General features: G+C 65.8%; 24 protein-coding genes. 19 read left to right on the top strand and 5 right to left on the bottom strand.

The annotated features are described in order from the left end of the window. Positions 1-8: 8 nt before the first annotated feature. The 16 genes from ASG43_RS17135 (at position 9) to ASG43_RS17060 (ending at position 17,018) form a co-directional block, all read left to right on the top strand. Positions 9-1,610 (top strand): flagellar hook-length control protein FliK, encoded by a 1,602-nt coding sequence (locus tag ASG43_RS17135; RefSeq protein WP_056507693.1) that lies wholly within the window; start codon positions 9-11, stop codon positions 1,608-1,610. Positions 1,611-1,971: 361 nt separating this feature from the next. Further along, positions 1,972-2,643: a response regulator transcription factor gene (locus tag ASG43_RS17130; protein ID WP_056507692.1), complete on the top strand. Its 672-nt coding sequence runs from the start codon at positions 1,972-1,974 to the stop codon at positions 2,641-2,643. Between the two features lie 206 nt (positions 2,644-2,849). Next, positions 2,850-4,961: a flagellar hook-basal body complex protein gene (locus tag ASG43_RS17125; protein WP_162244740.1), complete on the top strand. Its 2,112-nt coding sequence runs from the start codon at positions 2,850-2,852 to the stop codon at positions 4,959-4,961. Positions 4,962-5,053: 92 nt separating this feature from the next. Then, positions 5,054-6,916, top strand: a complete 1,863-nt coding sequence (gene flgK, locus ASG43_RS17120; RefSeq protein ID WP_056507688.1) for a flagellar hook-associated protein FlgK — start codon at positions 5,054-5,056, stop codon at positions 6,914-6,916. 17 nt (positions 6,917-6,933) lie between these two features. Beyond that, entirely contained in the window at positions 6,934-8,091 is a 1,158-nt protein-coding gene (locus ASG43_RS17115) for a flagellar hook-associated family protein (RefSeq protein WP_056507686.1), read from the top strand. Positions 8,092-8,179: 88 nt separating this feature from the next. Then, positions 8,180-8,527: a flagellar biosynthesis regulator FlaF gene (flaF, locus tag ASG43_RS17110; protein ID WP_056507684.1), complete on the top strand. Its 348-nt coding sequence runs from the start codon at positions 8,180-8,182 to the stop codon at positions 8,525-8,527. Positions 8,528-8,532: 5 nt separating this feature from the next. Next, complete coding sequence (flbT, locus tag ASG43_RS17105) at positions 8,533-8,985, top strand: flagellar biosynthesis repressor FlbT (RefSeq protein ID WP_056507682.1); 453 nt, start codon at positions 8,533-8,535, stop codon at positions 8,983-8,985. Next, the gene (gene flgD, locus ASG43_RS17100; RefSeq protein WP_056507681.1) at positions 8,982-9,392 is read left to right on the top strand and encodes a flagellar hook assembly protein FlgD; all 411 of its coding nucleotides are present in this window, start codon (positions 8,982-8,984) and stop codon (positions 9,390-9,392) included. The genes flbT and flgD overlap by 4 nt, the downstream gene beginning before the upstream one ends. 1 nt (position 9,393) lies before the next feature. Further along, on the top strand, positions 9,394-9,660 hold the full coding sequence (gene fliQ, locus ASG43_RS17095) for a flagellar biosynthesis protein FliQ (RefSeq protein ID WP_056507679.1): 267 nt from the start codon (positions 9,394-9,396) through the stop codon (positions 9,658-9,660). 190 nt (positions 9,661-9,850) lie between these two features. After that, positions 9,851-11,944, top strand: a complete 2,094-nt coding sequence (flhA, locus tag ASG43_RS17090) for a flagellar biosynthesis protein FlhA (RefSeq protein WP_056507677.1) — start codon at positions 9,851-9,853, stop codon at positions 11,942-11,944. Between the two features lie 58 nt (positions 11,945-12,002). Continuing rightward, complete coding sequence (locus tag ASG43_RS17085; RefSeq protein ID WP_056507676.1) at positions 12,003-12,758, top strand: flagellar biosynthetic protein FliR; 756 nt, start codon at positions 12,003-12,005, stop codon at positions 12,756-12,758. Next, positions 12,755-13,162 (top strand): hypothetical protein, encoded by a 408-nt coding sequence (locus ASG43_RS17080; protein ID WP_056507674.1) that lies wholly within the window; start codon positions 12,755-12,757, stop codon positions 13,160-13,162. Before ASG43_RS17085 ends, ASG43_RS17080 begins: the two co-directional genes overlap by 4 nt. Before the next feature lie 108 nt (positions 13,163-13,270). Next, positions 13,271-13,777 (top strand): rod-binding protein, encoded by a 507-nt coding sequence (locus tag ASG43_RS17075; protein ID WP_056507672.1) that lies wholly within the window; start codon positions 13,271-13,273, stop codon positions 13,775-13,777. 37 nt (positions 13,778-13,814) lie between these two features. Continuing rightward, complete coding sequence (locus tag ASG43_RS17070; RefSeq protein WP_056507671.1) at positions 13,815-14,168, top strand: hypothetical protein; 354 nt, start codon at positions 13,815-13,817, stop codon at positions 14,166-14,168. Continuing rightward, positions 14,165-14,650: a hypothetical protein gene (locus ASG43_RS17065; RefSeq protein ID WP_056507670.1), complete on the top strand. Its 486-nt coding sequence runs from the start codon at positions 14,165-14,167 to the stop codon at positions 14,648-14,650. The genes ASG43_RS17070 and ASG43_RS17065 overlap by 4 nt, the downstream gene beginning before the upstream one ends. A gap of 193 nt (positions 14,651-14,843) precedes the next feature. Next, positions 14,844-17,018, top strand: coding sequence for a DUF1217 domain-containing protein (locus ASG43_RS17060; protein WP_056507668.1), 2,175 nt, complete (start codon positions 14,844-14,846; stop codon positions 17,016-17,018). A gap of 48 nt (positions 17,019-17,066) precedes the next feature. On the opposite strand, the gene ASG43_RS17055 is transcribed toward ASG43_RS17060, so the two are convergent. Further along, on the bottom strand, positions 17,067-17,390 hold the full coding sequence (locus ASG43_RS17055) for a hypothetical protein (RefSeq protein WP_056507667.1): 324 nt from the start codon (positions 17,388-17,390) through the stop codon (positions 17,067-17,069). A 316-nt stretch (positions 17,391-17,706) separates the two neighbouring features. On the opposite strand from ASG43_RS17055, the gene ASG43_RS17050 reads away from it, so the two are divergent. Continuing rightward, entirely contained in the window at positions 17,707-18,210 is a 504-nt protein-coding gene (locus ASG43_RS17050; RefSeq protein WP_056507666.1) for a hypothetical protein, read from the top strand. A gap of 42 nt (positions 18,211-18,252) precedes the next feature. On the opposite strand, the gene ASG43_RS17045 is transcribed toward ASG43_RS17050, so the two are convergent. The 4 genes from ASG43_RS17045 to ASG43_RS17030 form a co-directional block, all read right to left on the bottom strand. Continuing rightward, the gene (locus tag ASG43_RS17045; RefSeq protein ID WP_056507664.1) at positions 18,253-18,564 is read right to left on the bottom strand and encodes a polyhydroxyalkanoic acid system family protein; all 312 of its coding nucleotides are present in this window, start codon (positions 18,562-18,564) and stop codon (positions 18,253-18,255) included. Positions 18,565-18,740: 176 nt separating this feature from the next. Beyond that, entirely contained in the window at positions 18,741-20,102 is a 1,362-nt protein-coding gene (locus ASG43_RS17040; protein WP_056507662.1) for a DEAD/DEAH box helicase, read from the bottom strand. Between the two features lie 265 nt (positions 20,103-20,367). Beyond that, the gene (locus ASG43_RS17035; RefSeq protein ID WP_056507895.1) at positions 20,368-20,754 is read right to left on the bottom strand and encodes an ester cyclase; all 387 of its coding nucleotides are present in this window, start codon (positions 20,752-20,754) and stop codon (positions 20,368-20,370) included. A gap of 64 nt (positions 20,755-20,818) precedes the next feature. After that, entirely contained in the window at positions 20,819-22,660 is a 1,842-nt protein-coding gene (locus tag ASG43_RS17030; protein WP_056507655.1) for an ATP-binding cassette domain-containing protein, read from the bottom strand. A gap of 102 nt (positions 22,661-22,762) precedes the next feature. On the opposite strand from ASG43_RS17030, the gene ASG43_RS17025 reads away from it, so the two are divergent. Both ASG43_RS17025 and ASG43_RS17020 read left to right on the top strand, forming a co-directional pair. Continuing rightward, positions 22,763-23,038, top strand: coding sequence for a type II toxin-antitoxin system ParD family antitoxin (locus ASG43_RS17025; protein WP_082491004.1), 276 nt, complete (start codon positions 22,763-22,765; stop codon positions 23,036-23,038). Further along, positions 23,038-23,358 carry a type II toxin-antitoxin system RelE/ParE family toxin gene (locus ASG43_RS17020; protein WP_056507653.1) on the top strand — a complete coding sequence of 107 codons (321 nt, stop codon included), beginning with the start codon at positions 23,038-23,040 and terminating at the stop codon, positions 23,356-23,358. The genes ASG43_RS17025 and ASG43_RS17020 overlap by 1 nt, the downstream gene beginning before the upstream one ends. The last annotated feature ends 59 nt before the right edge of the window (positions 23,359-23,417 follow it).

Raw genomic sequence — 23,417 nt, 5'->3', positions numbered from 1 at the left:
CTGGAGGCATGCCCGCTCTCGACCTCGCGCCGCCGCCGGCGCCTGCGAACAACGGCTCCGCCGACGCGGGCTTCGAGGTGGCCGTGCGCGAGGTCGCGGCCAAGGCAGGCGAGCGCGAGAAGCCCGGCCCCGCATCGGGCGGCGGCGAGAACGGCGCGGTTCGGGCGAAGCCCGATTCGGGTTCCTCCTCGTCACACCAGGCGACGAAGGCGAAGTCCGGCAAGGACGACGCCGCCGAGGATGCAGCGCCCCGGGAGGAAACGGCGCAGGATCTGGGAACGACCCCCGCCGCCGATCTCCTCGGCCGCCTGCTTCTGGCCGCCGGGCTCGTCGCTCAGGCGGGCGGCGGCAAGGCTTCGGCCGACGGGAAGGGCGCCGCGCCGGCCGAGCCGAGCCTGTCCACGCTGTCGCAGGCCGATGCCGCCGCCCTGGCCGCCGTCGCCCTGGCCGCGGCGCCCGAAGAGGGGACGACCTTCGACGGCGCCCTCGAGGAGCGGCTGGTGATCACCCCGCTCGGTGCGGGCGCTGCCGAAGCCGCTGCGTCCGGGAAGACGGGCGGGGCCGGCGGCGTCGGGCTCGAGGTTCTGCACATAAAAACGCATTTCGAGCCGCGCGTCGACGACGTCGTGCTCGTCGAGGGTGGGATCGCGGCTCCGCCGCCCCCGAGCCGGGACGGGCTCGACAGCGTCCTCTCGTCCATGCGGCGCGGCGCCGGCGCGGCCGGTGCGGCCTCGAACACGGGCCAGTCCGCGTCCGCGTCCACGTCCGCGTCCGTCACCGCAAGCGCAGCGGCATTCGACCGCGGCCGGGCGTCCTCCGATGCGCTGGGCCCGACGACGCGCTTCGACGAGACGCTGGCCCGCCTCTCGACCGGCGAAGGCGCGGGTCTTCGACAGGACGGCGAGACCGAGCGCCGCGATGGCCGCGAGGATCGGCGGTCGGCGCGGACCTCGATCGACGAAGGTCGCCGGGCCGCGGCGCGCTCCGACGTGACGCCGAGCACCGACGTCGAAACCGCGTCGATGATCCCGATTCCGGCGGCAGGCTCGATGACCGGACAGATCGCGGACCGCATCATCGATGCCTTCCGACCGGCCAGCGGCGGCCAGCGGCCGGCCGATCTTCCCTCCGAAGCGACCCATCTCCGGCTCACGGCCGGCGGCGCCGCGCTGAAGACCCTGACGATCCAGCTCCAGCCGGAAAACCTCGGCAAGCTCGAAGTCTCCATGCGTCTGGTCGATGGCCGGCTGACGCTGGAACTCGCCGCGAGCTCGGCTGAGACGGCCGTCGCCCTCGGCAATGATCGCGCCGGCCTGAAGAAGCTTCTGGAGCACGCCGGCTTCTCGATGGACGAGGCGTCCATCTCGATCGTTTCCCGCGACTCCGCCGCCCAGATGACGCGTGCGGGGGCTGCCAGCGACGCGAACGGCTCCACGCAGCAGGGACCCTCCGGCGAGGGCCAGCGCAGCGCGAACGGCTCCGCTTCCGGTGAACGCGGCTTCGAGCGGGGATCGGGTTCGGGCGGCCAGCCATCCTCGCGCGACGGACACCGTCCCATGGAGGGAATGCCCGAGGCGCAGAAAAGACGAGGTAGCTCGACCTTTCTCTAGGCACCGTTCGCATCATCGAGACGGAACAAGTTGGAACCGGCCCGCGCTTCGCGGGCCGGTTTTTTCATGGCGTCCGGAACAGCGGTGGAACAGGTGGGATGTGACGGGGATGCATCGCACGGGTGCAGCCGTGCCACCCACTCTTGACAGGGCCGAAAAGAGGCATGGGTGAACCTGTTTCGAGCCTTGTGGAACTTTTCCAAACCTGCCCAATTGCAGGCCAAACTGTTGAAAATGATGTTCTTTCGAGCGGCCTCGGTAAGGTGTGGTTAACCATATAGTGAGTTTTAGGGATAGCGAGAAAACGGCTTAACCCGGTATCAATACATCCAGAGAAACCCAGGCGGCGCAGGTGGATGAGATGATCGTAGTGGTCGATAATCGTGAATTGGTCACCAGCGGCTACCAGTCGCTGTTCGGAACGGAAGGCGTCTCGGCGGCCGGTTTTCAGGTCAACGAATTCCGCGACTGGGTGGAGACTGCGCCCGACACCGACATCTCGGCCGTCGAAGCTTTCCTGCTCGGCGAGTTCCCGGAGCGTTCGGCCTTCACCCGCCTCGTGCGCAGCCGTTCGTCGGCGCCGATGATCGCGCTGGCCGAGTCCAAGGCTTTGAATTCCACGCTCGACCTTTTCGCGGCCGGCATCGACGACGTCGTCGCCAAGCCCGTTCACGTCAAGGAAATCCTCGCCCGGGTCGGCGCCATCCGCCGCCGCGACGCCCAGCTCGACAAGGGCCGCACCGTGGTCGAAGAGATCTGCGTCTTCGCCGATGGTCGCGATCCCGAAGTGGCCGGCGCCCCGATGATGCTGCCCCGCCGCGAGCGCCGCATCCTCGAATACCTGGTCGCCAACCGCGGTCGCCGGGTCTCCAAGCAGCAGCTCTTCAGCGCCATCTACGGCATCTTCGACGAGAACGTCGAAGAGAACGTCATCGAGAGCCACATCTCCAAGCTCCGCAAGAAGCTCAAGATGCGCCTCGGCTACGATCCGGTCTCCTCGATGCGCTACCTCGGCTACGGCATCGGCGTCTGAACGACGAAATACCTAATAAAGTATAAACGGTTTCTCTCTCAAATATAGGCCTCGGATCTGCGCGGATCCGGGGCCTTTTGCTTGTCCGATACTGGCTTCGGTTGGGCTTGAGCGGCGCCTTGGCAGCTTCGCACAAGCTCCGAACCCTAATGATGCGGTACCAACGACCTGCAAACGACCTGCAAACGACCTGGAAGGGCGAACTGATGAGCATCGGCGGAATTATGCGCACGAGCGTGTCCGGCATGAACGCGCAGGCCACACGTCTCAGCGTGGTCTCCGAGAACATCGCCAATTCAGACACGACCGGCTACAAGCAGTCTCAGACGGAATTCTCCTCGCTCATCCTGCCGACGAACGGCGGCGGCGGCTACAATTCCGGCGCCGTCGAGGCGCAGGTCCGCACGGCGATCAGCCAGCAGGGCGGCCTCAGCTACACCGGCAACGACAAGTCGCCGAAGCGCCTCGACTTCGCCGTGGACGGCAACGGCTTCTTCGCAGTCGGCGACGGCGCGGGCGGCACCTATCTGACGCGCGCTGGCGCCTTCACGCAGCAGGCCGACGGCACGCTCGTCAACGCAGCCGGCTATCGCCTCCAAGGCTATCCCGCGACGGCCACGGGCATCAACAACGTCCTCAACGGCTATGCCGGCCTCGTCGACGTCAACCTGAAGACCTCGCTCCTCAGCGCCAATCCGACGACCCAGGGCCTGCTCACGGTTCCGCTGAACAAGGACTTCGTGGTCCCCGGCACGAAGGGATCGAAGGCTTTCACCGTGGATTTCGACAACACGGTTCTGGCGGTCGGCAAGGGCATGCAGTTCACCGTCAAGCTCGACGGAGCCGCCGCAGGCATCGACGTCAAGGTCCTTCCCGCCTCGACCAGTTCCAAGATCACGGCAGCCGATGTCGTGAAGGCCATCAACGATACCGGCGGATTGTCGGATGTGGCGTCACTGGTCAATGGCAAGATCGTTCTCACCTCCAACTCCGCCAAGACGGCGCTGGGCAGCAGCGTCGAGATCGCGAACACCAAGGAACTGACGCCGGAGATTGTGGCGGCACCGGAGAAAACCGCGTCCGTCACTGTCCCTGGCCTCTCGCCGGTCTCGACCACGACCGGCACGGCAGCTCCGACGAACGCGACCTTCACGCAGTTGAACGGCTTCGACAACACGGGTCTGACCGCGGGTCACGGTCTGCGCATGACCGTCACGATCGACGGCGTCGCCAAGACGATCAACGTAGCGGCGCCCGCCGCTGCGCCAGGAAAAGTCTTGCTCGCCGACATTGTCTCGGCGATCAATGCGGGAACCACGGGATTCGGCGCCACTCTAGCCTCCACCGATGGCGGTACTCCGCCCAAGCTCGTGGTGACATCGGGAACGTCCGGCATCACCGGCAACGTCTCGATGTCCAACATCCTGGAGGTCACGCCTGCGGTGACGGCGGTGCCCAGCAGCCTCGGCACCTTGCCGGGCAATCCGAACTTCGGGGATTTCGCAGCGGTGACGGGTGTCGCGGCCAAGCGGCCGAGCGACAACACCTCCCTGGCCCCGTCGAAGAATTCGACCGTCAGCACCTCGATCACCGTCTACAACAATTCCGGCGAGGCCGTTAAGCTCGACATCTACTATACCAAGACCAGCGACACGGAGAATACGTGGGAGGTCGCCGTGTTCGACAGCCGGAAGGCGTCGACGGGCTCGAGCGCGCCGTTCCCTTACGGACCGGCCGGCACGCCTCCGCTGGCAACCGCCAATCTCGCCTTCGACGCCACGAAGTTCACGCTGAAGTCGGTCGAGGCCGTTTCGGGATCGAGCGTCCCGGCGGCGGGCGTCCTCAGCATCAACCTCGCCGCCATCGGCGGCACCAGCAACTTCAACCTCAGCCTCGCCGACACCACGCAGTTCAGCGGCAACACCCAGCCGCTCGCGGCCAGCGTCAACGGAAACCCGGCCGAGGTCATCAAGGACATCTCGGTCGGGGTGGACGGCACGATCACCGCCGCCTTCGCCTCTGGCACGTCGCGCATCCTCTTCAAGGTGCCACTCGCCATGGTCAACGCGCCCGATGCCATGACGGCAAAGGCCGGCAACGTCTACGCGGCGGGCGTCGAGTCCGGCACCGTCCTCATGGGCTTCGGCGGCTCGGCCGGCTTCGGCAATCTCACGGCCGGCGCGCTCGAGGATTCCACGGTCGACATGGCGAGCGAGCTCACCACGATGATCGAGTCGCAGCGCTCCTACACGGCCAATTCCAAGGTCTTCCAGACCGGGTCGGAAATCCTCGACGTTCTCGTCAACCTGAAGCGCTGATCCGCTTCCCGCCCCTTTTGGCCGGGCGCCACGCGGCAGCCCGGCCGAGCCACTGCGATCCCTAGTTCCCTTCTGCCCGCGAGATCCTTCCCATGTCGCTTTCGACCGCTCTCGATACGGCCAAATCCTCGCTCGCGGCGACCCAGGCGCAGACCGCGATCCTGTCGCGCAACATCGCCAACGTGAACGTCGTCGGCGCGACGAAGAAATATGCCAATGTCGTCACCTCGGCCGGCGGCGGCGTCAAGATCACCTCGATCACCCAGTCCTCCAACGCCATCCTCTACGGCAACATGCTGGAGGCCAAGGCCGCCGTCGGACGCGGCAACGTGATCGCCAACGGCCTCGATCGGCTGAACGAGACCATGGGCGACACCACGCTCGGCCGTTCGCCCTCCGCCATGGTGACCAAGCTCAGCGATGCCTTGAACACGCTCGCGGCTTCGCCCAACAATTTCGAGCTCGCGCGAAACGCCGCGAACGCCGCGACCGACCTCGCGACGACCTTGAACTCCGCCTCCGACACTGTGCAGACGATCCGTCGCGATGCCGACAAGGAACTCGTCAACGCCGCATCCGAGATGACGCGCATCCTCGCCAAGATTGAGGATCTGAACAAGCGCGTCGTGTCCGGGTCGCAGTCGGGCGCCGACATCACCGATCTCAACGACCAGCGCGATCTCGCCATCGGGGAGTTGTCGCAATATGTCGCCGTGACGGTCCGCACGCGCGGCAACGACGATGTCGTGCTCTACACCGATTCCGGCGTCACTTTGTTCGAGACGTCCGCGCGCACGATCGAATTCACGGCCTCCCCGGGCCTCAATGCCACGATCGCGACGGGCGGAGCCTTCCGCATCGACGGCATCCCCGTTACGGGCGACACCGCCTACATGCCCCTGAAGGGCGGCTCGGTTGCCGGACTGGTCGCTTTGCGCGACGAGATCATGCCGACCTACCAGACCCAGCTCGACGAGATCGCGCGCGGCCTGATCGACGCGACCAAGGAAACGGGCAGCGGGCAGGGCTATCTGACCGGCCTTTTCACCTCCGGCAGCCCCACCTCGCTCGAGGCCCTGAAGACCACGTCCTCGATGAGCCTTGGAACGGTTGCGCGGGGAACGCTCGCGGTCGGCGACACGTTGAGCTTTGACATCAGCTACGACGGCAAGACCTATCGCGCGACGAAGACCTTCGCCGCCGCCGACTTTGATGCCGCGACCTTCGGCGTCACCGCGTCGAACACGTTCGCCGAGCAGCTTCAGACGATGATCGCGGGCGCGACGCTCGTCGGCTCGTCGCCGGCGACGACGCTGGGTGCCGGCAAGATCAAGGTGCAGGATCTCTCGGGAGCGCTGACGCTCTCGGCGACGAGCCTCGGAAGCTCTGTTCCGGTCTCGATCGGCAACATCGTCGGGGTGACGCCTCCGGCGACGACGGCCGATCCGGACAAGGATGGCGGCCTCGTCGCGGGCGCGACCATCGCGGTCAAGGCTCCCGTGATCGCCGGGCTTGCCGCCTCGCTGCAGATCGCGGCCGGCGTGGCGATCAATCCCCAACTCCTGCGCGACGGCGTCAACAGCGCCATTTCGGGCTTCAAGTACAACGCCGCGGATGCCGGCGGCTATGCCGGACGCCTGAACCAACTCTTCGACGGCCTCGCTGCTCGACGCAGCTTCGCCGAAGGCACGGGCGCCGATCCGACCGGCTCGGTCGCCGACTACGCCGCCTCCTCGATCAGCTGGCTCCAGGCCTTCCGCCAGACCGCGCTGGCCGAGACCGAGTACAAGACGACCTTCCTGCAGAACACCGAGACCGCTCTGTCCAACGCGACCGGCGTCAACATGGACGAACAACTCACCCATCTCACCGAGATCCAGCGCTCCTACCAAGCGTCAGCGAAGCTGATCTCCACCATCGACGAGATGCTGAAGACCCTTCTCGCGAGCATCTAACGGAGCTTTCGACCGATATGACCAGCATCTCGACCCTTTCGTTCAACACCACCACCCGCACCTCGCTGATGCGCCTGCAGGGCGAGGTCAACGACCTCGCGCAGCAGATGAACAACGGCGGCCGCCTCAGCGACGTCGGGCGCACGCTCGGCCGTCTCACCGGCAGCGCCATTTCCGCGCGCTCCGTCGGCGAAAGCCTCAAGGAGCAGCAGACCTCCAACGGCATTCTCGACCGGCGCCTCCAGAACATCGAGGCCGCCATGACGACGATCAAGGACGGAGCGGAAGGGGTCGCCAACGGGCTGATCGGCGTCAGCGTCGGCAAGGAGTACGCCGTCATGGTGCAGCAGGCCCAGTCGGGCCTCGCCCAGATGACCGCCGCGCTGAACACGTCGGACGCCGGCAGCTATCTCTTCGGCGGCATCCAGACCGACGTTCAGCCGATCAAGACGCCGGGCACGACGAATGCAGCCTCTGTCGCCGCCGCTCACTTCGCAAAATTCGTCGAGGTCTCGAACGCCGCCGCCGCTCCCCCGCGCGTGCCGACGGGGACACAGACCGCCGCGAGCCTCGTGACTGCTGCCGACATGACGAAGTATCTGAACGGAGGTTTCACCGACACGGTGTCCGGTGTGACCTACAAGTATTCGGAGCTCTTCACCGGCCGGACGACGACGGGTCCTCTTCCTCTTCCGAACGATCCCGCCGTCACCGCAGCCTATGCCAACTGGACCGCCAACTGGTCGAACGCCGCGACGGACACCGGCCAGTCCCGCATCAGCTCGACCGAGACCGTGTCCTCGCTCGCATCGGCCAACAACGACGCCTACCGCGCCATGATCTCCGGCTATTCGATGCTGACCGATCTCGGCATTGCCGGCCTGGGCGAAGAAGCGCGCGCGGTCGTTCTCAACACGGCGGCCACCACCCTCAAGTCAGCCAGCACCGCTATCACTGCCCTCGGCGCTTCCGTCGGCACCACGCGCGCCCGGATCGAAACGGCGAACACCGAGCTGAAGCGCCAGCAGGACATCATGACCAACACGGTCTCCGCCCTCGAGGAGGAGGACGTCACCGAGATCAGCACCAAGGTGATGAACCTCAAGACGCAGCTGGAAGTCGCCTACACCGTGACCGGCAAGATCCAGAATCTCAGTCTCCTCAACTACCTCTGACACGACCGCAGAAACGACCTCTGACCCTTCGCCAGGCAACGCATTGCGGATCGGACGTTCGAGCGTCCATCCGAACCGGGGAACAAGCATGTATCAGTTCAGCTACGCAGAGGTCAGTCAGGAGAGCGGCACGACCGCGCGCGAGCGCGAGCGCGAGGCGCTCGACCATGCGCTCGACATGCTGCAGCGGGCCGAGAAGGAAGGGCCGCGGTCCAAGGAGGCCGTCGAGGCCATCTACGTCACGCGCAATCTCTGGTCGATCCTCGTCGAGGATCTCGCCAGCCCGGACAACGCGCTGCCCGAACAGCTCCGCGCCGGCCTCATCTCCATCGGCCTCTGGGTCATGCGCGAGGTCGACGCCATCCGCCTCGGCCAGAAGGAAAGCTTCCAGCCGATGATCGACGTCACCACGATGATCCGCGACGGCCTGGAGTAAGGCAGATGACGACGCTTCGACTGTCTTTGAGGGCCGGCGAGCGCATCTTCGTCAACGGTGCGGTCATGCGCGTCGATCGCAAGACGTCGCTGGAGCTCCTGAACGACGTGACGTTCCTTCTGGAAAGCCACGTGATGCAGGCGGCCGACGCCAAGACGCCGATCCGCCAGCTCTATTTCCTCGTCCAGATGATGCTGATCGATCCGGCCGACGCGCGGGCGGCGCGGGACGCCTTCGACAAGACCTATCCGCTGCTGCTGGCCGCCTTCTCCAATGCCCGCGTCCGCGACGGGCTGATGGATGCGGCCGAACTCGTCGAGCGCGATCGCGCCTTCGAGGCCCTGAAATGCCTGCGGGGCCTCATCCCGCTGGAGGACATGATCCTCTCCGGCGTCCAGCCGGCCGCGATCGAGCCGCGATCCATCGCCATGCCTCTTGCCATCGGAGCCAGGTCATGACGACCATTGCCGGCGTTTCCTCGAGTTCCACCACCGCGGAGGCCGTGACGGCCTCCAAGGCGGACGCCAAGCAGGCGAGCCTCGACTACGACGCGTTCCTGAAGCTCCTGGTTGCGCAAATGCAGAACCAGGACCCGCTGAACCCGACGGACGCCACCCAGCAGCTGAGCCAGCTGGCCGCCTTCTCCAACGTGGAGCAGTCGATCAAGGTCAACCAGAAGCTGGAATCCATGATGACGCTGTCGTCGCTGAACCAGGCCGACGCGGTCATCGGACGCACGCTGACATCGGGTGACGGCACCGTCACCGGCATCGTCAAGTCCGTGCAGGTCACCGATGCCGGCCCCGTCGCCACGATGACCAACGGCCAGAAGCTTACCCTCGGCTCCGGCGTGACGGTCGAGTGAGATGAACGAAGCGGACGCCATCGACATCGTCCAGTCCGCGATCTGGACGGTCGTCATCGCCTGCGGGCCTGCGGTCGGCGGCGCGATGCTCGTCGGCATCGCCATCGCGCTCTTCCAGGCGCTGACGCAGATCCAGGAGGTGACCTTGACCTTCGTGCCGAAGATCATCGCGATCTTCGTCATCATCGCCTTCACCGCTTCCTTCACGGGGGCCCAGGTCTACGCCTTCACCCAGGAAAGCTTTTCCCGGATCGAACACGGCTTCTGATCCGCGGTCACTCCTCGACAGCTCCTGCAAGCCGCCGGTTTCCGAAGGAACCGGCGGCTTCTTCATGTCGGGAACCCTCGTCCAGCCCGGCTCAAGGCTCTGCCGCCAGAAAGGGCAGGAGGGGCGGAGCCCCGTGCGGCGCATGGCGCCGGACGGCCGCCCCGGAGCATGATGCTCGAAAGGACGAGGAATGACGGTCGACACGCTGAAGATCGCGGGACCCGTGATCACGCCGAAGAGCCGCCGCGACATCGGTTTCGCGCTCGGCATCGTCTTCATCATGGCGGTGCTCTTCGTCCCGATCCCCGCCTTCCTGATCGATTTCGGCCTGGTGGTCTCGATCTCCCTCTCGGTGCTGATCCTGATGGTCGCGCTGTGGATCGAGAAGCCGCTCGACTTCTCGTCCTTCCCGACGATCCTCCTCCTCGCCACCATGCTGCGCCTCTCGCTGAACATCGCGACGACGCGCGTCATCCTCAGCCATGGCGACGAGGGGCACAACGCGGCCGGCTACGTGATCGGCGGCTTCTCCGAATTCGTCATGGGCGGCGACTTCGTCATCGGCCTCGTGGTCTTCACGATCCTCATCACGGTCAACTTCCTCGTCATCACCAAGGGCGCGACGCGCATCGCCGAGGTCGGCGCGCGCTTCACCCTCGACGCGATCCCCGGCAAGCAGATGGCGATCGACGCCGATCTGTCCGCCGGTCTCATCGACGAGCGCCAGGCGCAGACCCGCCGCGCCGAGCTCGAAGAGGAAAGCTCCTTCTTCGGCTCCATGGACGGTGCCTCGAAATTCGTGCGCGGCGACGCCATCGCCGGCCTCATCATCACGGCCGTCAACATCTTCGGCGGCATCATCATCGGCATCACGCGCCACGGCATGGACGCGGCCCACGCGGCCGACGTGTTCGTGAAGCTGTCCGTCGGCGACGGTCTCGTCACGCAGATACCCGCCCTCATCGTCTCGCTCGCCGCCGGCCTTCTCGTCTCGAAGGGCGGAACGCGCGGCGCGGCGGAAAAGGCCATCCTGACGCAGCTCGGCTACTACCCGCGCGCCATGATGATCGCGGCCCTCCTGATGGGCGTTCTGGCGCTCCTGCCGGGCCTGCCCTTCATGCCCTTCTTCGTCGTGTCGCTGGCCCTCGGCTTCATCGCCTACACCGTTCCGAAGAAGCGGGCGGCCGAAGAGCAGCGGATCGCGAGCGAGAAGAAGCAGGTCGAAGAGCAGGCCGTCGAGACCGAGCGCCAGTCCGTCAAGGAATCCCTACGCATCGTCGAGGTGGAACTCGTCCTCGGCAAGCAGATGGCCGCCCATCTCTCCTTCGCCCGCGACGATCTCGCCAACCGCGTCCAGAAGATGCGCCGCCGCTTCGCGTCCCGCTACGGCTTCGTCGTGCCCGAGATCAAGCTGTCGGACGATCTGGCCGTCGATTCACGCTCCTACGAGATCAAGGTGCACGGCACGACGGTCGCGACGCAGTCGCTTCGTCTGGGCGATCTCCTGATCGTGCTCGGCGATTCCCCGGTTCCCGACATCCCGCACGACCTGACGCGAGAGCCCGCCTTCGGCCTCAGAGCCGCCTGGATCTCCGATACGTTCGGCGCGGCCGCACGGCGCGCGGGCTTCGAGCCGGTCGACACGCTCTCGATCGTCCTGACGCATCTGTCCGAAGTGATCCGCAACAATCTCGCGCATCTCCTGTCCTACAAGGACACGCGCTCGCTGCTCGATCGACTGGAACCCGAATACAAGCGCCTGATCGACGAGATCGTGCCGACGCACATGTCCTTCTCCGGCCTCCAGGCCGTTCTGAAGCTGCTGCTCGCCGAACGCGTGTCGATCCGCAACCTCACGCTCATCCTCGAGGCCATCGCCGAGATCGCGCCGCATGTCCGCCGTTCCGAGAAGATCGTGGAGCACGTCCGGGCCCGCATGGCGCAGCAGATCTGCGGCGATCTCCTCCACAAGGGCCAGCTGGGTGTCCTGCGCCTCGGCAACCGCTGGGATCTCGCCTTCCATCAGGCCCTGAAGCGCGACGCCAAGGGCGACGTCATCGAGTTCGACATCGATCCCCGTCTCGTCGAACAATTCGCGACGGAAGCCACCAAGGTCATCCGCGAGAAGACCGATGCGGGCGAGAATTTCGTGCTCGTCGCCTCGCCGGACGCGCGTCCCTACGTGCGCATGATGATCGAGCGCATCTTCGTGAACCTGCCGGTGCTTTCGCATCTCGAGATCGCCCGCGGCGTCGACATCAAGTCGCTGGGCGCCATCTCGTGACGGCGCCGGGCGGTCGCGTGAGCGCGCCGGACGACCGCCGGATCGGGGCGCCGGGCCGATGAGCGCGGAGGCGACGGCGACGGTCCTGTCGCTCTTTCTGATCTTCTGCCGCATCGGGGCCTGCCTGATGCTGCTGCCCGGCTACTCCAGCAATGTCGTGCCGGCCAACATCCGCCTCTTCGTCGCCGTGGCGATCTCGCTGTCGCTGTCGCCGAGCCTCCTGCCGGACATTCTGCCCATCGTGCGCGTCTCGGGCGACGACATGCGTCTGCAGATGATCTTCACCGAGCTCCTCAACGGGGCAATGATCGGGACGCTCGGTCGCATCTTCATGATCGCGCTCAACTTCGCGGGCAATGTCGCGGCCAACTCGATCGGCATGGGTCAGGCGATCGGCGCGACGATCGACGAGACCGAGGCGACGCCGGCGATCGTGACGCTGATCACGCTGACGGCGACGGTGCTGATCTTCGCGCTCAATCTTCATGCCGAGGTCCTGAAGGCGATCCTCGCCTCCTATCGCACCATGCCGGTGGAGGCGGGCTTCGCCGCGCGCAGCGGCCTCGTCCAGATCACCGACAATCTCGACGAGACGTTCCTGCTCTGCCTTCGCATCGCGAGCCCCTTCATCGTCTATGCCGTCATCGTCAACTTCGCGATCGGCCTCATGAACAAGATGACGCCGCAGATCCCGGTCTACTTCATTTCGCTGCCCTTCGTGATCGCGGGCGGCATGATGCTCCTCGGCGTCTCCGTCGGCGATTTCCTGCGCATCTTCATGCAGAACTATCAGCTATGGGTGCTCGGCGGATGAGCGGCGAAACGGAACGCGTCGTGCGCCTCGCGCGCCTCGTCGAGGTGCAGAGCCGCAAGCGGCAGATGGAAGAGTGGCGGCTGGGCGCCCTGAAGCGCGAGGCGGTCCAACTCGTCGAAACGAGCGCGGAGATCCTCGCCAGCCTCGGCGAGCAGTCCCTCCTCAACGGTCTCTTCCTCGAAGGCAGGGCATCCGCGCTTCGGCGGAACGAGGGTCTGATCGTGCGCAACCGGAGTGCCCAGGACCATGCGGAGGCCGACCTCAATGCCGCCCGCGGCATCGAGAAGCGCCTGGAGCGCGCGGCGGGCGACGCCGCCGAGGCCGCAGCACGCGTGCGCGAGCAGGAAAGCCTTCTGTCGGCGCTGGACGACTTCCTCACCACGCGCTCCGCAAGCTTCGAATAAGACCCTTCCGCTACCAAGGTTGGACGAACCTTCCGGGATCCGAACCCTCTCGGAGAAGAAGGTTCCGGACCCCCGCCCGCAGCGGCCGCGCCGCCAGGGAACGACCCGATGACGACACCCTCCGCCGTCGACGCGCTTTCCGCCGCGTCGAAGGCTTCCCTTTCCGAGGCGCAGGCGACCGCCGAAGCCTTCCGCACCAAGGCCGCGGCCAAGCTCTTCACGGCCACGGTCGATGCAAGGTCCGGCATGCCCACCGCCTCGACGCCGGCCGACGTCCTCCCGACCGAGGATTCCTCGAAGGTCTATCGCGGCTCGCGCACCGGCGAGCTCAGCCCGGAGAAGCAGTTCGAGAGCTTCATGCTCCGGTCCTTCGTCGAGGAGATGCTGCCGAGCGAGAACAGCGCCTTCTTCGGCGACGGCACGGCCGGCAACATCTGGAAATCCATGCTCGCCGAGCGCATCGGCGAGGAAATGGCCGCGGCCGGCGGGATCGGCATCGCCGAGATGATCGGCAAGCACAATGCGTCCGAGGCGCGCGCGGCGAGCCAGACGCTCGACATCCAGAGGGCGGCGGCGACGTCGGCCATCGCAAAGGGCGGCCTCGACGGTCTGTGACCCGGGCCCGATCGAACGACAGAATAGGAAGACCCATTTGGAAGCGGTTCTCACCCAAGCCATCCAGCGCCTCGAAGCCGTGCTCGCCGGCGAGACGAACGCGCTGCGCGTCAACGCTCCCGTCAACCTCGGCGAAATGAGCAACCGCAAGAACCAGAGCCTGCTCGAACTCTCGCGCATCTCGCGCGGCGTCGATCCGCGCACGGTCACGCCGGCGTTGAAGGAGAAGCTCGACGTCTTGAAGTACCGGCTCGATGAGAACAGTCGCGTTCTGCAGCTCCACATGAAGGCGACCCAGGAGATTTCGTCCCTGATCGCCCGCGCCATGTCGGAAGCGGAATCGGACGGCACCTACGGTTCCTCCGTCCGGGGCGTCAAGCGCGAGTCATGATCAAGATCATCGCCATCGGTCTGTGGGTCTGCGTCGTCACGCTCGCTTCGAGCTACGTGATGGCCTCCATGCAAGGGTCGGACTCGCCCGAAGGCGAGGAGGGCAAGCCACCCCCGTCCTACTTCGCCGGTCTCGACTACAAGAAGACCGATTCGATCACCGTGCCGATCATCGGCGACGACAAGGTGCAGGGCTACGTTCTCGCCAATTTCGTCTACACGATCGACGGCGAGATGGCGTCGTCCCTGTCGGTCCCGCCCGATCCGTTCATTCTCGACGAGGCCTATCGCGCGGTCTATTCGACCTCGAACTTCGATTTCGAGCACCCCGAGCGGTTCGATCTCGCCGCCTTGACGACGTCGATCAAGACGTCGGTGAACGCGCGCTACAAGAAGGACGTGATCGAGGACGTCCTGATCGAGCAATTCGACTTCCTGCCGCGCAACCAGACCGGTGGCGAAGGCCTGAAGACGGTGAAATGAGCATCGGGCCGTCTTCGATCGCGACCGGGGGCGGCTCGTCCCCGCTTCGCAGAAGGAGCGGCGGCCACGTCGCCCGGCGGGATTTCGGACAACAAGGTTGACGCCCCTTTAATCCTTTGACGCGACCATGGCCGGCCAAGGGGCCTGCCGGAACCCGTCCGACATCAACCCGCTCCGGCCGCCAGGTTTTCCCATGCTCTCGACGCTCGCCAGTTACCGGATCTACTCCAACGACATCGCGAAATCGCTGGCACGCATCGAGGCATCGTCGAGCGTCGCGCGGGATGTGACCTATTACGAGGAGAACATCGGCAAGGTGAAGTCGGTCGACGACTTCCTGGCCGACCAGCGGCTCTACACCTACGCGCTGAAAGCCTACGGCCTGTCCGACCAGGCGTCTTCCAAGGGCTTCATCCGCAAGGTGATCGAAAGCGATCTGAAGGACTCCTCGTCCTTCGCCAACAAGCTGAACGACAGCCGCTATCGCGATTTCGCGTCCGCCTTCAACTTCAAGGCCAGCGCGACGACCAAGGTCGCGCAGAGCACCGGCCAGATGGAGTCGATGATCGAAGCCTATAGCGAGCGCTCGATCCGCGGTTCGGTGGCGGCGGCATCGAAGACCGCTGCCTTCGCGACGGCGCTCGGCAGCGTCAGTTCGATCGACGACATCCTCGACAATCCCGCGATCTACGACGTGGCTCTGCGCTCGATCGGCATGGATCCGGTTCTGACCTCGAAGGACTTCGTCCGCTCGGTCTTCGTCTCGATGTCTGGAACGTCCCCGGTCGACGGATTGACGCCGCTCGCCACGCTCGCCGCCAAGTTCAACGTCTCCGCCGACGGAACGCTGCCGGCCGGCACGAACGCCTTGTCCACGATCGACGCCGACGACGTGATCTACGCCTATTTCAAGGCGACCGGGAACGCCGCCGGTCCGGCCTTCGCCGCGCATCAGACCGCCTATTACAACAGCAATATCGGTCGCATCGACGGGGCCGAGGATATTGCGGGCGACCCGCGCCTCTTCGAATACGTGACGACGGCCTTCGGTCTCGACTCCACGATCGAGACCACGTCCTACATCCACCAGGTGCTGAAGGACGATCCGACCGATCCGACGGGACTTCTGGCCAAACTGCCGACCGACAGCTCGGCGAACGTCGCGCGCAAGGAGAAGCTGATGGCGCTGAACGCCGCCTTCAACTTCGCTGCGGACGGGACGATCCCGGCGGGGCAGGCCGTGCAGACCGCCGCCGCCGCCAAGACGACCGAGGACGGCTTCTACAAGAACTATCAGACCGCGGCGAACGCTCGGGATGCGAGCGCGGTCAGCACCTACAAGACGATCCTCTCCAAGACCAAGAGCCTTGTCGATCTCATGGCCTTCGATCCCGTCTTCGGTCGCGATGCGCTGAACGTCGCGCTGAAGGCCTTCGACATCGATCCCGCGACGACGAGCCTGACACAGATCCGCCGCGCCCTCGAAAGCGATGCCTCGGACCCCAACAGCTACGTGAACAAGCTTGGCGACGAGCGCTTCCAGAACCTCGCGGCGGCCTTCAACTTCGATTCCACCGGCAAGATCCGGACGGAGCGGCTGATCCAGTCGCTGTCCGCACAGACGACGACCGGCCAGCTCTACGCCGCCACCTTCAAGACGCCATCGGACGCCCAGAAGACGCAGATCACGTCCGACACCAAGGCCTATCTGCAGGGTCTCGCCGACGTCGACACGCTCGACGACCTCCTCAAGTCGGGCAAGACGCTGACCTATGCGCTGACAGCCTACGGACTCGGCAAGGAAGCCCTTGACACGGCCAAGCTGCGCAAGGTCCTGACGAGCGATCTCGGCGATCCCAAGAGCTACGTCTACACGCTGAAGGACGCGCGATACGAGAAGTTCGCCGCCGCGTTCAACGTGACGCCGCAGGGAACGGTGCGCCTGGAGACCTCCGGCGTGCAGACCGAATCAAAGCGCCTGTCGACGCAGAATCTCTTCCTGCTGCAGACCCTCGAGGAACAGGTCGGCGACCAGAGCGAGGGAACGCGCCTCGCTCTCTACTTCATGCGCAAGAGCCCGGAGATCCGGTCGACGCTGTCGATCCTCGCCGACAAGGCCCTCTTCGAGGTCGTCCGCACCGCCCTCAGCCTGCCCGACAGCTTCACGCAGCTCGACATCGACAAGCAGGTCAAGGAAATCGACAAGCGCCTGAAGGTCGCCGATCTCCAGGACAAGGGCAAGCTCGACAAGTTCATCTCCCGCTTCGCGGCCCTCTACGACCTGAAGAACAACAGCGGCGCCAGTTCTCCGGTCATGGGGCTCTTCGCCGGCAGCGACACCACGACGTCGCTGCTCGCCAGCCTCTGACGATCACGCTGGACGAAAGGCCGTCCCTGCCGACCGGCTCCTCCGGGTTCAATCCGTCACGGCGTAGTACGGACCGGCGATCCTGTGGACGATCTCCGGCGGCACCGTGAGGGGACCGGCAAGGAACTGCAGGCCCGCCTCGGTTCCGCGATCCCAGGCCAGATGCGTCGGCCAGGCGACCGTTCCGGTCTCATCGAACAGGATGAGGTCGGAGGGAAGGCGAGGGGAGCCGAAGATGCGCACCCGCGCGCCCGTGGCCGATCGATCGGTGATCGCGCAATCGGCCAGGAAGCCTCCCTTGACCGTCAGGAGCTTTCCCGGCTTCAGTCGCGTCGCCACGCGCTCGGACGCGCGCTGTTCGATCGGGATCATGGTGCCGTCCTCCCCGCTTTCGGGTCCTCACGTTTCGTTCACCATAGAATAGTCCGATTCCGCCGAGGGATCAGCGGTCCGCAGACGCGAGGCCGCGGAAATCGCGCATTAGGGTTACCGCCGAGGGCGCGACCCCAAGGGGTCGCCGACAAGGCTTGATCGTCCAGGGGCTTGGCTGCGGAGCGCTCGCTCGACGCGGTCCGATCTTTACGGCTCGGCAACCATGATCGCGGAAAGGCGCCGTCGACCGGCTGCGCCGCGCCCGTTCCATTAAGCATGTCGGGCGAAAGTCGGGCTCTCCACGGAGGTGTCCGCCATGTCCCAGACGTCCATGAGTTTTGCCGCCGTCCTCGCCGATACCGAGGCCAATTCACCCAGGCGGCGGATCGCCGCCCGCTCCTGGCTGACCTTCGAGCGCGTGTTCATCGCCTCCACCTGCAGCCTCTCGATCGGCTTCCTGGTGTTCGCCTATACCGTCTCCACGAACGATCCCGACTACTTCACGCGCCGCATCCTTTCCTCGATGCGGCCGGTGGGGCTCGATCCGATCGAGACGGGGACGATTTCGACCTCTCCCGCCGAAGGCGGCGATCCCATGCCCGGGCCCCGGATCGTGCGCGATCGCCCGCTCGAGCCCGGCGACTACCAGATCGTGATGGTCTTCGAACGGGAAGCCATTCTGGCGACGCCGAACGAGCTGATGCGCGTCAAGGTCGGGAGCGTGCTGCCCGGTCTCGGCGCTGTGACCGGGATCGAGGCGAGCGATGCCGGCGGGGTCGTGTCGACCACGCAAGCGACGCTGCGCAGCGTCGCCGACTGACCGTCTGTCGCGGCTCCAACCGGTGTTCCGGCCCCGCGTCGCTCACTTCTTTTCCAGAAGCACCTGACCTTCGCGGGCGAGTCTGCCCTTGACCTTGTTCGCGATGGCCGCGAGGAAGCCGGGCAGGTCGAGCTCGACATGCACGCTGTCGTCGAGGACATCCAGCCGCCCGACGACGGACTGCCCCAGCATCCGCGCGCGAAAGTCGAGCCGGTCGCCCGTCCAGACATCCTCGAACTTCACCATGCCGCCGACCGCCTTGTCGCGCATCTTGGCGAAGCTCTCCTGCAGCCGGACCCGTGCGGCGTCGCGCGTCAGCTTGTGCGGAATGTCGATCTTGATCGTCTCGGCCATGGCCCAACCTTCCCGATTGCTTTGCCCGGCATATGGAGAGCGGGGCGGTGGCCCGCAATGCGGGGCCGCCGGATCCTCTGAATGCAAAAACGCCCGGGAGAGCGGTGCTCCCGGGCGTTCGATGGGCTGCGAAGGGGATGCTTCAGGCCGAGGGGCCCGAGGCACCCGACTTCAGATCAGGAGGCCGCGGCGCGCGGGGCCGACGAACGGCCGCGCTGCGGACGGCGGTTGCCGCCGCCGTTGTTCGGCTTGGCCGAGCGGTTCGCGCCGGGCGCGCCCTGCGGCTTGCCGGACGGGCGGCCCTGGCGGTTGCCGCTCGGCGCGCCGGAGGGCTTGGAACTGCGCGAACGGTCCTGGCGCGGCGGGCGCGCACGCTCTTCCTCCATGGCGGCGAGCTCGGAGGAGGCGAACTCGGACTCCTTCAGATCGAAGCGCTGGCCGGTGAGCCGCTCGATCGAGCGCAGCTTGGCGCGTTCGGTCGGATCGACGAGCGCGATCGCATAGCCCGACTTGCCCGCGCGGGCCGTGCGGCCGATGCGGTGGACGTAGCTCTCCGGCTCCTCCGGCAGGTCGAAGTTCACGACATGGGAGATGTCGTTGACATGGATGCCGCGCGCGACGATGTCGGTCGCCACCAGCACGCGCATCTTGCCCTCGTGGAAGGTCGAAAGCGCCTTCTGCCGCGCTGCCTGGCTCTTGTTGCCGTGGATGGCGGCGGCATCGATGCCGGCCTTTCCGAGATCCTCGGCGAGGCGGTTCGCACCATGCTTGGTGCGGGTGAAGACCACGACCTTGTTCAGGCTCTCGTCGCCGAGATGCTTGATCAACCAGTGCTTCTTGGCCTTCTGCGGCACGAGATAGGCGCTCTGGTCGATCTTCTCGACCGTCACGACCTCCGGGGTCACCTCGACGCGCACCGGATCCTTCAGGATCTTGGCGGCGAGCGATTCCACGTTCTGCGGCATGGTGGCGGAGAAGAGCAGCGACTGGCGCTTGGTCGGCAGCGAGCGGACGATGCGCATCACGTCGCGCACGAAGCCCATGTCGAGCATGCGGTCGGCCTCGTCGAGGACGACGAACTCGATCTCGCCGAGCGACACCGCGCCCTGATCCATGAGGTCGAGAAGGCGGCCGGGCGTCGCGACGACGATATCGACGCCACGGCGCAGCGCCTCGGTCTGCGGCCGGGCGGACACGCCGCCGAACACGACATGCTGGCGCAGCCCCGTGCCGGCGATGAACTTCTCGACCGTTTCGGCGATCTGAGAGGCGAGCTCGCGGGTGGGAGCGAGGAACACGGCGCGCGGCGTCTTGGGGCGCGACTTGCCGCCGGAGGCGAGCATCTGGTGGATGACGGGCAGGGCGAAGGCGGCGGTCTTGCCGGTGCCGGTCTGGGCGATGCCGAGAACGTCGCGCCCGGCGAGCTGCGCGGGAATGGCCTGGGCCTGGATGGGTGTCGGGGTGCTGAGGCCCGCAGTGTCGAGCGCGGTCAGAAGGACGTCGGCAAGGCCGAGCGTCGCAAAGGTCGTATGGGTCAAGGAATGCCTTTAGAAATCCTGCGGAGGCTCCATGAGCTCCGCGAAGCGGCCGAACGTCTTCGCGCTTGAACAGCGACGGAACGGCACGGGCCGTGGCCGGACATCAGGAGAGTCCGGCGTGCGCTCGATAAAAATCCAAGTTGGACAGAACGGGCGCAGCGCGATCACGGCGTGACGAGGCTGGATATGCGCCTTGGTGTGCAGTGCGTCAAGGGACGTTCTCGGCGCGTGTGGGGAAGACATGGCGTCGAGCGGGGTTTCGTCTTCAGAGCTGAGCTTCGATGCCGGCCTTGTCGACGATCGACCAGACCGACGCGATCCTCTCGTTTCGGACCTCGTAGAAGACGTTCTCCGTGAAGCGAATGCGCCGGCCGCCGATGTCGAGGCCGAGAAACGTTCCGACCGGCGTGCAGTCGAAACAAAGCCGTGCGGCGATCCGAGGCGGCTCGCACATCAGAAGATCGATGTTGAACACCAGATCCGGGATGGCGCGAAAGTCGGATCGAAGCATGTCGAGATAGCCGGAAAGACCGAAAGCGCGACCATTGTGCTGCGCCTCTTCGTGAACGTAACGATCGAGACGATGCCAGTCCTGGCCATTGAGGCAGGCGATGTAGTCCCGATAGAAAAGCCTCAGCTGCTCGCTCGTCATCGATCGATCCTCATGCATCCGCGACCCCCGGGCCGATCCGTCGCCGGCCTGCGGCGCGAGGGCCCTATCCCTCCATCTCCGCCTTCAGCATCTCGAGCTCCAGCCAGTCGTCCTCGGCCTTTGCCAGCGCCGCGCGCTTTTCGTCCATCGCGGCGGCCAGCTTGGAGAATCGGACGGGATCCCTCGTGAAGAGTTGGGGATCGGCCATGTCGGATTCGAGCTTGGCGATGTCTTTCTCGAGGCCCGCGATCGTCTTCGGCAGCGTCTCCAGCGCGAACTTCTGCTTGTAGGAGAGCTTGGCGCCGGATGGCGCGGCCTGTCCTGCATGTGCGGGGAGGGCGGACATGACCTTGGCGGGCGAGGCGAGATCGGGATTGCGCCCGCCCTTGGCGACGCGCTTGGCCTCCTTGGCCTCGCCCCGGCGCTGGGCGACCATATCGGAGTAGCCGCCCGCATATTCGAGCCACTTGCCGTCCGAGCCGGGCGAGACGCAGCTCGTCACCGTCCGGTCGAGGAAGTCGCGATCGTGGGAGACGAGGAGGACGGTGCCGGGATAATTGGCGATCAGCTCCTGCAGAAGGTCGAGCGTCTCCATGTCGAGGTCGTTGGTCGGTTCGTCGAGGACGAGGAAGTTCGCCGGCGTCGCCATGGTCTTGGCGAGCAGCAGGCGCGCCCGCTCGCCGCCCGAGAGATTGCCGACGGGCGTGCGGATCTGCTCGGGACTGAACAGGAAGTCCTTCAGATAGCCCGCGACGTGGCGCGCCTCTCCGTTGACCATGACCTGATCGCCCCGCCCGTCGGTGAGGGCGGCCGAGACGGAGAGGCCGTCGTTCAGCGCCGCGCGCTTCTGGTCGAGAAAGGCGAGGTCGAGATTGGTGCCGAGCCGCACGCGGCCGGAATCGGGCTTCACCTCGCCGATCAGCATCTTCAGGAGCGTCGTCTTGCCCGCGCCGTTCGGCCCCACGAATCCGACGCGGTCGCCGCGCAGGATGCGCATCGAGAAATCGTCGACGAGGACGCGCGACCCGTAGCCCTTCGAGATATTGATCGCCTCGATCACGAGCTTGCCGCTCTCGCGCGTCTCGCCCGCGTTCATCTCGACCATGCCGACGGCGCGGCGCACGTTCTTGCGGTCCGCGCGCAACTGGTGGAGCTCCGACAGGCGGCGCTCGTTGCGGGTGCGCCGCGCCGAGACGCCGTAGCGCAGCCAGTGCTCCTCGCGCACGATCTTGCGGTCGAGCTTCTGGAGATCGCGCTCTTCTTCCTCCAGCGTCTTGTCGCGCCAGGCCTCGAAGGCGCCGAAGCCCTGGTTGATGCGGCGCGCCCCGCCGCGATCGATCCAGACCGTCGCCTCGGTCGTGCGCTCCAGGAAGCGCCGGTCGTGGCTGATGAGGACGATCGCGCTCTTCATGGCGCGCACCTCCTCTTCCAGCCATTCGATGGTGGGAAGGTCCAGATGGTTCGTCGGCTCGTCGAGAAGGACGATGTCGGGCTCGGGCGCGAGGACGCGGGCAAGCGCGGCCCGGCGCGCCTCGCCGCCGGAGAGGTCGGCGGGCCGGGCCTCTCCGTCGATGCCGAGCGCCTCCATGAGGCGCGTCACGCGATAGGGATCGTCGGCCGGCCCGAGCCCGCCCGCGACATAGGCCTCGACCGTTTCGGCATCGCCGAAGTCGGGCTCCTGCGCGAGATAGCGGATGGTCGCGCCGGGCTGGCGGAAGATCTCGCCGCTGTCGGGCTCCACGATGCCGGCGGCGATCTTGAGGAGCGTCGACTTGCCGGAGCCGTTGCGCCCGACCAGCGCGATCCGGTCGCCGGGCAGGACGCTGAGCTCGACACCGGTGAGAAGCGGCGTGCCGCCGAAGGTCAGCTTGACGCCGTCGAGGCGCAGAAGGGGAGGAAGTGCCATGGGCGATCCTCTACCCGATGGCGGCCTCGAGAGAAACCGCGCCTTGCCGATGCCGCGCCCGAATGCCATTTTGCGGGTGAGCAGGATGAGGATTTTCGAGAGATGGCGAGTATCGATGTCCGGCTTCCCGAGCCGATGCAACGGTGGGTCCAGCGTCGCGTCGAGAGCGGGCTCTATGAGGATGTCAGCGATTACGTTCGCGACCTCATTCGCCGCGATCAGACAGGCGCCGCCTTCGAGATGGGTCTGTTGCGGTTTCAGGCATTGATCGACGCAGGGATCGCCGATCTCGACGCCGGTCGGGTCTTCGAAGCCGATGCTGTTTTCGACGAAATGGAAGCCGCGATTTCCGAGATCGAGCGCAAGAAAAGCGCTTGATGGCCAAAATGCTTTCGATGAAGGTCGTCTTCGCGAATGCTGCTCGCAACGACCTCGTCGAGATCGCTCGGTTTATCGCCTGGGATAATCCGGCTCGCGCGCGCATCGTGACAAAGGGATTGCGAGATTGCGCTGATGAGCTTGCAGTCTATCCCGAAGCTTACGCGAGGATCACCGATCCGGTCGATGTCGGCTTTCGTCGGCGCGTGGTCGGCAACTATGTCATCGTCTATCGATTGACGAAAGACCGGGTGGAAGTGACACGCGTGCTTCATGCAGCCCGCGATATCGCGGGGATCATCGGCAGCCCGCCATCATAGATCGCTTCCCGTCCGAACGGCCCAAGGCGCCGGCGTGTCCAGCCATCGAAGCGACTGCG

The sequence above is a fragment of the Aureimonas sp. Leaf454 genome (assembly GCF_001424685.1).
GTDB lineage: Bacteria > Pseudomonadota > Alphaproteobacteria > Rhizobiales > Rhizobiaceae > Plantimonas.
Note: the sequence above shows the minus strand (reverse complement) of the source record. Positions and strands in the feature narration are given on the sequence as shown.

Excerpts from the sequence above, each read along its gene's own strand:
- ASG43_RS17050 (WP_056507666.1), top strand. The coding sequence starts at position 17,707 with ATGTCCCAGACGTCCATGAGTTTTGCCGCCGTCCTCGCCGATACCGAG.
- ASG43_RS17065 (WP_056507670.1), top strand. The coding sequence starts at position 14,165 with ATGATCAAGATCATCGCCATCGGTCTGTGGGTCTGCGTCGTCACGCTC.
- ASG43_RS17020 (WP_056507653.1), top strand. The coding sequence starts at position 23,038 with ATGGCCAAAATGCTTTCGATGAAGGTCGTCTTCGCGAATGCTGCTCGC.
- ASG43_RS17135 (WP_056507693.1), top strand. The coding sequence starts at position 9 with ATGCCCGCTCTCGACCTCGCGCCGCCGCCGGCGCCTGCGAACAACGGC.
- fliQ (WP_056507679.1), top strand. The coding sequence starts at position 9,394 with ATGAACGAAGCGGACGCCATCGACATCGTCCAGTCCGCGATCTGGACG.
- flaF (WP_056507684.1), top strand. The coding sequence starts at position 8,180 with ATGTATCAGTTCAGCTACGCAGAGGTCAGTCAGGAGAGCGGCACGACC.
- ASG43_RS17060 (WP_056507668.1), top strand. The coding sequence starts at position 14,844 with ATGCTCTCGACGCTCGCCAGTTACCGGATCTACTCCAACGACATCGCG.
- ASG43_RS17075 (WP_056507672.1), top strand. The coding sequence starts at position 13,271 with ATGACGACACCCTCCGCCGTCGACGCGCTTTCCGCCGCGTCGAAGGCT.
- ASG43_RS17080 (WP_056507674.1), top strand. The coding sequence starts at position 12,755 with ATGAGCGGCGAAACGGAACGCGTCGTGCGCCTCGCGCGCCTCGTCGAG.
- ASG43_RS17025 (WP_082491004.1), top strand. The coding sequence starts at position 22,763 with ATGGCGAGTATCGATGTCCGGCTTCCCGAGCCGATGCAACGGTGGGTC.
- ASG43_RS17130 (WP_056507692.1), top strand. The coding sequence starts at position 1,972 with ATGATCGTAGTGGTCGATAATCGTGAATTGGTCACCAGCGGCTACCAG.
- ASG43_RS17045 (WP_056507664.1), bottom strand. The coding sequence starts at position 18,564 with ATGGCCGAGACGATCAAGATCGACATTCCGCACAAGCTGACGCGCGAC.
- ASG43_RS17035 (WP_056507895.1), bottom strand. The coding sequence starts at position 20,754 with ATGACGAGCGAGCAGCTGAGGCTTTTCTATCGGGACTACATCGCCTGC.
- ASG43_RS17085 (WP_056507676.1), top strand. The coding sequence starts at position 12,003 with ATGAGCGCGGAGGCGACGGCGACGGTCCTGTCGCTCTTTCTGATCTTC.
- flgK (WP_056507688.1), top strand. The coding sequence starts at position 5,054 with ATGTCGCTTTCGACCGCTCTCGATACGGCCAAATCCTCGCTCGCGGCG.
- ASG43_RS17030 (WP_056507655.1), bottom strand. The coding sequence starts at position 22,660 with ATGGCACTTCCTCCCCTTCTGCGCCTCGACGGCGTCAAGCTGACCTTC.
- ASG43_RS17055 (WP_056507667.1), bottom strand. The coding sequence starts at position 17,390 with ATGATCCCGATCGAACAGCGCGCGTCCGAGCGCGTGGCGACGCGACTG.
- flbT (WP_056507682.1), top strand. The coding sequence starts at position 8,533 with ATGACGACGCTTCGACTGTCTTTGAGGGCCGGCGAGCGCATCTTCGTC.
- flgD (WP_056507681.1), top strand. The coding sequence starts at position 8,982 with ATGACGACCATTGCCGGCGTTTCCTCGAGTTCCACCACCGCGGAGGCC.
- ASG43_RS17125 (WP_162244740.1), top strand. The coding sequence starts at position 2,850 with ATGAGCATCGGCGGAATTATGCGCACGAGCGTGTCCGGCATGAACGCG.
- flhA (WP_056507677.1), top strand. The coding sequence starts at position 9,851 with ATGACGGTCGACACGCTGAAGATCGCGGGACCCGTGATCACGCCGAAG.
- ASG43_RS17115 (WP_056507686.1), top strand. The coding sequence starts at position 6,934 with ATGACCAGCATCTCGACCCTTTCGTTCAACACCACCACCCGCACCTCG.